This window comes from Sphingomonas bacterium (assembly GCF_903643035.1).
Lineage (GTDB): Bacteria > Pseudomonadota > Alphaproteobacteria > Sphingomonadales > Sphingomonadaceae > Sphingomonas.
Genome location: NZ_CAHJWW010000097.1, coordinates 1 through 9,569, shown reverse-complemented (window position 1 = coordinate 9,569; position 9,569 = coordinate 1). Strand labels below are relative to the sequence as shown.

Annotated in this window: 11 protein-coding genes and 1 tRNA gene; 6 read left to right on the top strand and 6 right to left on the bottom strand. The window is 67.9% G+C overall.

Features of this window, described 5'->3' with window-relative positions; translation table 11 throughout:
* A partial coding sequence (locus HUV01_RS15140) for an ATP-binding cassette domain-containing protein (RefSeq protein ID WP_254606480.1) occupies positions 1 to 215 on the bottom strand: 215 nt, incomplete at its 3' end.
* A gap of 50 nt (positions 216 to 265) precedes the next feature.
* Here HUV01_RS15140 and HUV01_RS07875 point away from each other — a divergent pair.
* Entirely contained in the window at positions 266 to 976 is a 711-nt protein-coding gene (locus HUV01_RS07875; protein ID WP_174297744.1) for an arylesterase, read from the top strand.
* Between the two features lie 175 nt (positions 977 to 1,151).
* Positions 1,152 to 1,685: a MucR family transcriptional regulator gene (locus tag HUV01_RS07870; RefSeq protein ID WP_254606479.1), complete on the top strand. Its 534-nt coding sequence runs from the start codon at positions 1,152 to 1,154 to the stop codon at positions 1,683 to 1,685.
* A 100-nt stretch (positions 1,686 to 1,785) separates the two neighbouring features.
* Here the strand turns inward: HUV01_RS07870 and HUV01_RS07865 are convergent, their stop codons facing one another.
* Positions 1,786 to 2,064 (bottom strand): chorismate mutase, encoded by a 279-nt coding sequence (locus tag HUV01_RS07865; protein WP_174297742.1) that lies wholly within the window; start codon positions 2,062 to 2,064, stop codon positions 1,786 to 1,788.
* Positions 2,065 to 2,221: 157 nt separating this feature from the next.
* Here HUV01_RS07865 and HUV01_RS07860 point away from each other — a divergent pair, with 157 nt between their 5' ends.
* Together HUV01_RS07860 and HUV01_RS07855 are read left to right on the top strand one after the other, a co-directional pair.
* A complete protein-coding gene (locus HUV01_RS07860) occupies positions 2,222 to 3,235 on the top strand; it encodes a polyprenyl synthetase family protein (protein WP_174297741.1) in 1,014 nt (337 codons plus the stop codon).
* Between the two features lie 218 nt (positions 3,236 to 3,453).
* Positions 3,454 to 6,639, top strand: coding sequence for a TonB-dependent receptor domain-containing protein (locus HUV01_RS07855; protein WP_174297740.1), 3,186 nt, complete (start codon positions 3,454 to 3,456; stop codon positions 6,637 to 6,639).
* Positions 6,640 to 6,717: 78 nt separating this feature from the next.
* On the opposite strand, the gene HUV01_RS07850 is transcribed toward HUV01_RS07855, so the two are convergent.
* Positions 6,718 to 6,794, bottom strand: a tRNA-Arg gene (locus tag HUV01_RS07850).
* Positions 6,795 to 6,853: 59 nt separating this feature from the next.
* On the opposite strand from HUV01_RS07850, the gene HUV01_RS07845 reads away from it, so the two are divergent.
* Both HUV01_RS07845 and HUV01_RS07840 read left to right on the top strand, forming a co-directional pair.
* The gene (locus HUV01_RS07845) at positions 6,854 to 7,615 is read left to right on the top strand and encodes a queuosine precursor transporter (RefSeq protein ID WP_174297739.1); all 762 of its coding nucleotides are present in this window, start codon (positions 6,854 to 6,856) and stop codon (positions 7,613 to 7,615) included.
* Complete coding sequence (locus HUV01_RS07840) at positions 7,612 to 7,995, top strand: hypothetical protein (protein WP_174297738.1); 384 nt, start codon at positions 7,612 to 7,614, stop codon at positions 7,993 to 7,995. The genes HUV01_RS07845 and HUV01_RS07840 overlap by 4 nt, the downstream gene beginning before the upstream one ends.
* Here the strand turns inward: HUV01_RS07840 and purQ are convergent.
* The 3 genes from purQ to purC all read right to left on the bottom strand — a co-directional run.
* On the bottom strand, positions 7,963 to 8,628 hold the full coding sequence (gene purQ / locus HUV01_RS07835) for a phosphoribosylformylglycinamidine synthase subunit PurQ (protein ID WP_174297737.1): 666 nt from the start codon (positions 8,626 to 8,628) through the stop codon (positions 7,963 to 7,965). The two genes, HUV01_RS07840 and purQ, sit on opposite strands and share 33 nt — an antisense overlap.
* Complete coding sequence (gene purS, locus HUV01_RS07830) at positions 8,625 to 8,873, bottom strand: phosphoribosylformylglycinamidine synthase subunit PurS (protein WP_174297736.1); 249 nt, start codon at positions 8,871 to 8,873, stop codon at positions 8,625 to 8,627. Before purS ends, purQ begins: the two co-directional genes overlap by 4 nt.
* A 15-nt stretch (positions 8,874 to 8,888) precedes the next feature.
* Positions 8,889 to 9,569: phosphoribosylaminoimidazolesuccinocarboxamide synthase (gene purC / locus HUV01_RS07825; RefSeq protein ID WP_174297735.1), on the bottom strand; the 681-nt coding region annotated here is incomplete at its 5' end.

The window sequence follows — 9,569 nt, the reverse complement described above, 5'->3', positions numbered from 1 at the left end:
CTCGGCCGCTCCAGCCCCGCGAGCACCGCCATCAGCGACGACTTGCCCGACCCCGACGGCCCGAGCAGCGCCACGCTCTCCCCCGCCGTGACCGACAGGTCGATGCCGCGCAGGATCTGAGTGGCGCCGCCGCCGGCCCCGGCCCCGGCCCCGCCCCTGCCGCCACCGCCACCGCCACCGCCCAGCGCCAACGTCACGTCGCGCGCGTCGATCACCGGTCCCGAAGGTGTTGGAGCTCCGGCGGGTGTTGGGCTACCGGTGGGGGATGCGGTACTGGTCACGATTGCGGCGATACGGGCGGTTGGCGGCTGTTGTCCATGCCGCGCTGCTCGTCCGGGCGGCGCCGGCGGCCCTGCCCCCGTCCGCGCCGGCGGCCCTGCCCACACCCACATCCACACCCACGCCGGGCAAGCTCGTCTGGGCGTTCGGCGACAGCCTGACCGAAGGGTACGGCCTGCCGCCCGCACAGGGCTTCACCGTGCAGCTCCAGGCCGCGCTCCGCCGGGCCGCCATCGACGCGAGCGTGCGCAACGGCGGCGTGTCCGGCGACACCACGCGCCAGGGGCTCGCCCGCCTGCGCTGGGGACTGCGCGGACTGCCGCGCGCGCCCGACCTGGTGATCGTCGAGTTCGGCGCCAACGACATGCTGCGCGGGCTTCCCCCCGAGCAGGCGGAGCGCAACCTCGACGCGATCCTGACCGAGCTTGGTCGCCGGCACCTGCGCGTGTTGCTGACCGGCATGCGCGCGTCGCCCAACCTCGGCGGCGACTATCGGCAACGGTTCGACGCGATGTACCCGGCGCTGGCGCGCCGGCACCGCGTCGACTTCTATCCGTTCTTCTACGACGGCGTGGTAGCGAGGCCGGGTCTGATCCAGGCCGATGGATTGCATCCCAATGCCCGCGGGGTCGCGATCATCGTCGACCGCATGCTGCCGGCCGCAAAGGCGGCGCTGGCCAGACCAGTAAAGAATTGAGATAGGTTGGTCGGTCCCGACGGAGCAGCATCGTCCGATGCCGCGAATGACTCCATAGATGATGACTATCGATTCATCTCCATCCTTTTGTCCAAGAACTGCGCGTTATCATTGTCCGGGTGTTGACCTGACGCCAGTCGTCGCTAGGTGAGACGCCTGTTCAAGGAGAATGTTAGTGCCTGACGACCTACCCGACTTTAATTCCGTTGAGCTTGCGACCGAACTGACGATTGCCTGGCTGTCCAATGCCAATACCCGCGCCAGCGCCGATGAAGTTCCTGCCTTCCTTGCCCGCATGCACGATGCCGTGAATGCGCTCGGCGCCAGCGGTGCGCCGGCCGAAGAGCCTGCGGCCGAAGCACCCGTCGAACACACGCCTGCGGTGTCGGTGCGCAAGTCGCTCGCGTCCAAGGACCACATCGTCTCCCTGATCGACGGCAAGTCGTACAAGACGCTGCGCCGCCACCTGTCGTCGAACGGCATGACGCCGGACGAGTATCGCGCGCGCTACAATCTGAAGGCCGATTATCCGATGGTCGCCGAGACCTATTCGACGCACCGGCGCGAGATGGCGAAGAAGATCGGCCTTGGCCGCAAGCCGGGCCAGCGCAGCCCCGAGCCCGATCCCGAGCCCGCGGCGGCTCCCGAGCCGGAGGCGCCCAAGCCGCGCGCACGCCGCAAGGCCGTCGCGGACGCCGTCGCCGAGTGACCGGCCTTTGACGGGGGTCCGGCCAATACGCGCCGAATCCCCGTCATGACCCCTGCGACCGTTTGCGGGCGTCCACCGTCGTCTGGTCCGCGACCCGCTCCTATCCTTGCAGCTGCTCATGGTGACGGATCACCTCGTCGATGATGAAGCGCAGGAACTTCTCGCTGAACTCGGGATCGAGCTCCGCTTCTCCCGCCAGCCGACGCAGCCGTTCGATCTGGCGTTCCTCGCGGCCGGGATCGGCGGGCGGCAGCCCCGCCACCGCCTTGTGCCGGCCCACCGCCTGCGTCACCTTGAACCGCTCGGCCAGCATGTGGATGAGAGCGGCATCGATGTTGTCGATGCTGCGGCGATAGCCCTGCAAGACGTCGTCCGGCATCGATTCCCCCGTTTTCCGACCCGGAGGTTGGCCCAAGCCGTCCGGTGCGGCAAGCCGGCCCGGTCCGGCGCCCGGCCCGGCCCGCTCCGGCCCACAGCCCGGCCCGCTCCGGCCCAGCCTTGCCTTTGGAGTCGCTTGCCGCCACATCGCGCGCACGATGACCGCGACGCTCCATCGCCTTTCCGGCGAGCCACAACCCTCGCTGGAGCCGATGCTGCGGCTGGTGGCCGGTGACATGAACCAGGTCAATGCGGTGATCCTGGCCCGCATGCAGTCCGACATCCCGCTGATCCCGGAGCTTGCCGGCCATCTGATCGCCGGCGGGGGCAAGCGGATGCGGCCGATGCTGACGCTCGCGAGCGCGCGGGTGGTGGGCTATACCGGGACGCGCCACCACCGCCTCGCCGCCGCGGTCGAGTTCATCCACACTGCCACGCTGCTCCACGACGATGTGGTCGACGGGTCGGACCTGCGCCGCGGCCGGCGGACCGCCAACCTCATCTGGGGCAATCCCGCCAGCGTGCTGGTCGGCGATTTCCTGTTCAGCCGCAGCTTCGAGCTGATGGTCGAGGACGGCAGCCTGAAGGTGCTGAAGATCCTGTCGGGCACCAGCGCGATCATCGCGGAGGGCGAGGTGAACCAGCTCACCGCGGCCAGGCGGCTCGACCTGCCCGAGGACCGCTACCTCCACATCATCGACGCCAAGACCGCCGCGCTGTTCGCCGCCGCCTGCCGGATCGCCGCGGTGGTGGCGGAACGGCCCGAGGTGGAGGAGGCCGCGCTCGACGCCTATGGCCGCAACCTCGGCATCGCGTTCCAGCTCGTCGACGACGCGATCGACTATGTCTCGGACGCCGGCACCATGGGCAAGGAAGCGGGCGACGACTTCCGCGAGGGCAAGATGACGCTGCCCGTCATCCTGGCGCACGCGCGCGGCGATGGCGAGGCTCGCGCCTTCTGGAAGGCGGCGATCGCGGGCCATCGCAACACCGACGCGGACCTCGCCGAAGCGGTCGACCGCGTCCGCGCCACCCGCGCGATCGACGACACGCTGGCGCGCGCGCGCCACTACGGCCAGCGCGCGATCGATGCGCTGGGTCCGTTCCCCGGCGGCAAGGCGAAGGATGCGATGGTCGAGGCGGTCGAGTTCGCGGTCGCGCGCGGCTACTGACGAACGGGCGGGCACATCGCCCGCCAAACCCAGGCGTCGATCCGGTCGCGCGACGATGTGCCGGATACCGCATGTCGGCGTCGCCACCATGTTGCGCGATCGCAACATGCGTCGCACAAAAGGCGCGCCTGCCTTCTTTCCCAAGTCGGCGGGCCGACAAGCCGCTTGCATTGGACCTGCTACATTTCGATGACGGAGACATAAAAAAGGGGATCATCATGAAGCATCTGCTCCTGCTCGGCGCGACCGCGCTGGCCAGCGCGACCGTCGCTGCGCCGACCGTAGCCCGGGCTCAGGCGACGCCGGCGACCGCGCCGGACGACAAGGGTCCCGGCGCGACGCCCAACCAGCAGGGGGCGGTCGACACCGCCGGCAACGCCGGCGGCGGCAGCGGCGCCAAGGGCGGCGGCGACGTGGTGGTGACGGGCTCGCGCATCTCCCGGCCCAACCTGTCCGCGCCCAACCCGATCACCAGCATCCAGGGCGAGGAGTTCTTCCAGACCGGCCAGGTCTCGATCGGCGACCAGCTCAACCAGTTGCCGCAGCTCGCCTCGACGTTCAGCCAGTCGAACTCCACGCGTTTCCTCGGCACTTCGGGCCTCAACCTGCTCGACCTGCGCCAGCTCGGCACGTCGCGCACGCTGGTGCTCGTCAACGGCCGCCGCCACGTCGCGGGAGACATCCTGTACTCGGGCACGTCGGTCGACACCAACACCATCCCCACCGACCTCATCCAGCGGGTCGATATCGTCACGGGCGGCGAGTCCGCCGTGTACGGCTCGGACGCCGTCGCGGGCGTCGTCAACTTCGTGCTCAAGGACCATTTCCAGGGGCTTGAAGCCCGCGCGCAGAGCGGCATCAGCAGCTATGGCGACGCGCCGGCCCAGTTCACCAGCATCCTGGCGGGCAAGAACTTCGCCGACGATCGCGGCAACATCGCGGTGAACGTCGAGTACGCCCACCAGGGCCAGTTCTTCGCCAGCGACCGGCCGTACCTCGAAAACCAGAAGGCGTTCCTTTCCGTCAACCCGACGGGAAGCGCCGGCAATCCGGAGAACGTGCTGTTCAACGACGTGCGCAGCGCGTCGTACAGCGACACCGGCCTGATCCGCTTCGGCGGCAATGCGCTCTACAACGCCGGACTTGCGCCTAACAGCACGCCAGGCGCGCCTGTATATTATTATGTTCCATACCAGTTCACCGCCGCCGGCAATCTCGTCCCCGTAACCGGGCAGCGGGTCGGTTTCGGCCCCAACGGCTCGTTCATCGGCGGCAACGGCAGCAATTTCCGCGCCGCGGACGAGTTCCAGGTCCAGCCGCAGCTCGATCGCGTCAACGCCAACCTCGTCGGCCATTTCACTTTCAGCAAGGCGTTCGAACCGTTCGTGGAGCTGAGCTACTCGCACACCACCGTGTTTGGATCGGGCTCAAGCGGCCCTCCTTTCATCAACGGAACGTTCACCGCCGACTCGCGCGAGGCGTACCGGCTCGACAATCCGTACCTGACCGATCAGGCACGGAGCGTCATCACGACCAACCTGCTGCTCGCCAACCCGGCGCGCGTGATCACTGGCGCAACCACCTTCAACGTGCGCGAGAACCTGTTCGGCCTCGGCAACCGGTCGGAGAAGTCATATCGCGACACCTATCGCGCGGTGGGCGGCGTGCGCGGCACATTCAACGACGACTGGCGCTACGAGGTATCGGCGAACTACGGCGAGTTCCAGGAGAAGACGCAAATCCTGGGCAACCTCAACATCCAGCGATTCCTGCTCGCCAACGACGCGACCCGCAACGCGGCGGGCCAGATCGTCTGCCGCTCGCAGGCTGACGCCACCGCCGCCTATGGCTATGCCGGCGTCACCGATCCCAACGCCGCGACCGTGCTCGCGCGCGACGTCGCGGCGTGCGTGCCGATCAACACCTTCGGCGGCCAGTTCACGCAGGCACAGAAGAACTACCTGCTCCAGAACACCACGTCGGTCGGCAAGATCACCCAGTTCGACGCGAGCGCCTTCGTGTCCGGCAACCTGAAGCAGCTGTTCTCGCTGCCCGGCGGCCCGATCGGCTTCTCGATCGGGGGCGAGTATCGGCGCGAGACCAACCGGTATCAACAGGATCCGCTCGTCGAGCAGGGCTATACTTTCTACAACGCCATTCCGACGTTCGACTCGCCAACGCTGGAGGTGAAGGAAGCCTATGCCGAGGTCAGCGTGCCCCTCCTCAAGGACCTGCCTTTCGTCCGCGAGCTGACGGTCAACGGCGCGGCTCGCGTGTCCGGTTATAACAGCACCGCCGGTACGGTGTGGTCGTATAACGCGTCGGGCATCTGGCGTCCGATCAGCGACCTCACGCTGCGGGCCAGCTATGCGCGCGCGGTGCGCGCGCCCAACCTTGGGGAACTCTATACGCCGTTCGGCCAGAACTATGCGCTGATCGACGACCCCTGCTCGACCGACAACATCACCAAGGGCACCAGTCCGACCAACCGTCAGGCGAACTGCGCGGCGGCCGGACGGCCGGTGAACTACAACTTCATCTATTCCAACTCACTGGGTTTCCGCAGCGGCGGCAATCCCACCCTGCAGGCGGAGACGTCCGACTCGTACACCTACGGCGGCGTGTTCACGCCGCACTGGGTGCCCGGCCTTTCGATCACCGCCGACTATTTCAACATCAAGGTCAACCAGGCGATCGCATCGGTCGATGCGCAGACGATCATCAATCAATGCTATGATCTGGCAAGTCTGAACAACCAGTATTGCGCCCTGTTCCAGCGCGCCGGCGCGGGTGGCGGTTCGCGTGGCGAAGTGCCGTTCCAGATCCTCGAGAACTCGCTGATCTCGGGCGGCATCAACTTCGCGCAGCTTCGCGCGCGCGGCATCGATTTCGAGGTGGCGTACAACCACGCCATCTCCAGCTATGGCCGTCTGTCGGTACGCGGCAACTATACGCACAACTTGGAGCGCAACGACTATACCGATCCGACGAGCCCCGGCTATGTGACGCGCGACCTGAGCAACGCCGGCACGCCCGCCGATCGTTTCACGATCACCGGCGACTTCAAGACGGGCATCCTCACCATCGGCTATCGCGTGCGCTGGTTCGGCCGCCAATATGTCGGCGACTACGCCTTCTACAATGCGCTCAACGGCAATCCGGCGAGCGACCCTTACTACGCCAACTTCAAATACTATCCTGTGGTGGCGTACCACGATCTACGCTTCGGGATCGATGCCACCAGCAAGTTCAACATCTATGGCGGCGTGACCAATCTCGGCAACAAGCATCCGCCGCTCGACCTGACCGGCCTCAACGCCGGCGCTTACGATACGTCGACCACAAGCGGCCAGTATGACGTGCTCGGCCGGTTCCTGTACGTCGGCGCCGTCGTCAAGTTCTGATCGAGCCTGCCGCTCCCGGTCCGGTCGCCGACGATGGCGGACCGGATCGGGAGTGCGCGCATGAAGTCCGGCGGGGATTGGCGCGCCCGGGTGGATTCGAACCACCGACCACAAGCTTAGAAGGCTCGTGCTCTATCCAGCTGAGCTACGGGCGCGGACGGTGGTGGGTTAGCGCGGATTGCGCCGCAGTGGAACCGGCATCATAGCGATGGTCATGATCGACGGCCGACCCCGCCCCCACCCCCAGGCGGTATCGGCAGGCAGCGTCCGCCAGTTCCGCCACTACGACGTGCTGATGGCCGCGTTCGTCGCCATCCTGCTGCTGTCGAACGTGCTGGGCGCGGGCAAGGTCGCGGTCGTCGACCTGCCCGGCGTCGGTCCGTGGCCGTTCGGCGCCGGCATCCTGTTCTTCCCGGTCAGCTATGTCATCGGCGACGTCCTGACGGAGGTGTACGGCTATGCCCATGCGCGCCGCGTCGTGTGGACGGGGTTCGCCGCGCTGGTGTTCATGGCGGTCATGGCCTGGGTCGTCGTCGCGCTGCCGCCCGCGCCCGCCTGGGGCAACCAGGCCGCCTACGAGACCGTGTTCGGCCAGGTCGGCCGGATCGTCGCCGCCAGCATCGCGGCGTTCTGGGCGGGAGAGTTCGTCAACTCCTACGTCATGGCCCGGATGAAGCTGTGGACGCGCGGGCGCCACCTGTGGACGCGCACGATCGGCTCGACGGTCGTGGGCGAGGGCGTCGACAGCCTGATCTTCTACCCGCTCGCCTTTTCGGACGCGGCGGGCTTCACCGACGCGCTGGTCGTGCGCGTGATGCTGACCCAATGGGCGCTGAAGGTCGGGTGGGAGGTGCTGCTGACGCCCGTCACCTATGCGGTCGTCGGCTGGCTGAAGCGCGCCGAGGGCGTCGACGTGTTCGACCACGGCACGGACTTCTCACCGTTCGCACGGCGCGCCCGGGCGGTTCCGCGTTGATCCACCGCCTGTTCCCGTTCGTCGCCGCGGACCAGCCCGGCTGGACCGGACTGAAGGTCTGGCTGAGCACCGCGCTCGGCCTGTCGGACGACACGATGCACATCATGACCGGCCTGATCGTGCTGACGCTGGCGGCGCTGGCGCTGCGGCGCGCGCCGTGGAGCGGCTGGCCGTGGGCGGCGTTACTGGTCGCGGAGACGCTGAACGAGATCTACGACCTGACCCACGGGTCCGACGAGGGCAATCTGGCCGATTCATGGCACGATTTCTGGATCACGCTGCTGTGGCCGACGATCGTGCTGCTGGTGTGGCGGCGATGGGGCGTGCGGGCGGGCGCCGCCGGCCGGTCACGCGACCAGGTCCATCAGCCCTTCGAATAGCCGCCGGCCGTCGTCGCCGCCATGCGCGGCCCCGATCCGCCGTTCCGGGTGCGGCATCATGCCCAGCACGTTGCCGCCCTCGTTCAGTACCCCGGCGATCCCGCGCGCGGAGCCGTTCACGGGCTCGGCATAGCGGAACGCGACCCGTCCCTCGCCCTCCAGCCGGTCGAGCGTTTCGGGCGCGGCGACATAGTTGCCGTCGTGGTGCGCGACCGGCACGCGGATCGTCTCGCCGGGCTCGTAGCGGCGGGTGAAGGCGGACGCGGTCCCGCCGACCGTCAGCGCGACGTCGCGGCACACGAACGACAGCCCGGCATTGCGGATCAGCGCGCCCGGCAGCAGCCCCGCCTCGGCGAGCAGCTGGAACCCGTTGCACAGGCCCAGCACCGGCATGCCCCTGCCCGCCGCGTCCGCCACCGCGCGCATGATCGGCGAACGCGCGGCGATCGCCCCGGTGCGCAGATAGTCGCCATAGGAGAAGCCGCCGGGCAGGCCGACGAGATCGACGCCGTCGGGCAGCCGCGTCTCGCGGTGCCACACCATCGCGGGCGCGGCGCCGGTCACCTGTTCCAGCGCCACCGCCAGGTCGCGGTCGCAGTTGGAGCCGGGGAAGACGACGACGGCGGTCTTCACGCCGCCCCCGTCCCGGGGGCATCGGACGTTTCGATCCGATAGTTCTCGATCACCGGGTTGGCGAGCAGCCGCCGGCACATCTCGTCCACCTGCCCCGCGTCGTCGGCGAGGCTCAGCTCGATCAGCTTGCCGACGCGCACGTCCTCGACGCCCGCGAAGCCCAGCCCGCCCAGCGCCTGCGCGATCGCCCGGCCCTGCGGATCGAGCACGCCGGGCTTCAGCGTCACGATCACCCTGACCTTCATGCGCGCGCCCTCATGCTACTTCCCCCGCCGCTTGCGATGGCTGTCGAGGTCGAGTACCGAATGGTCGCCGCCTTCAGGCAACAGCCCGAGCCGGCGCGCGACCTCCTGATACGCCTCCACCTCGCCGCCGAGATCGCGGCGGAACCGGTCCTTGTCGAGCCTCTCGTTGGTCTCGGTGTCCCACAGGCGGCAGCCGTCGGGGCTGATCTCGTCCGCCAGGATGATGCGGCCGAAATCGTTGTCGAACAGCCGGCCGAACTCCAGCTTGAAGTCGACCAGCTTGATGCCGATGCCCGCGAACAGCCCGGACAGGAAGTCGTTCACCCGGATCGCGAGGTCGGAGATGTCGTGCATCTCCTCCTGGCTCGCCCAGCCGAAGGCGGCGATATGCTCGTCGGAGATCATCGGATCGCCGAGCGCGTCGTCCTTGTAGTAATATTCGATGATCGTGCGCGGCAGCTTGGTGCCCTCCTCGATCCCCAGCCGCTTGGACAGCGAGCCGGCGGCGATGTTGCGCACCACTACCTCGATCGGCACGATCTCCACCTGGCGGATCAGCTGCTCGCGCATGTTGAGGCGGCGGATGAAGTGGTTGGGCACGCCGATCGCGTCGAGCATCGTGAAGATATGCTCGGAGATGCGGTTGTTGAGCACGCCCTTGCCGTTGATCGTGCCCTTCTTCTGCGCGTTGAAGGC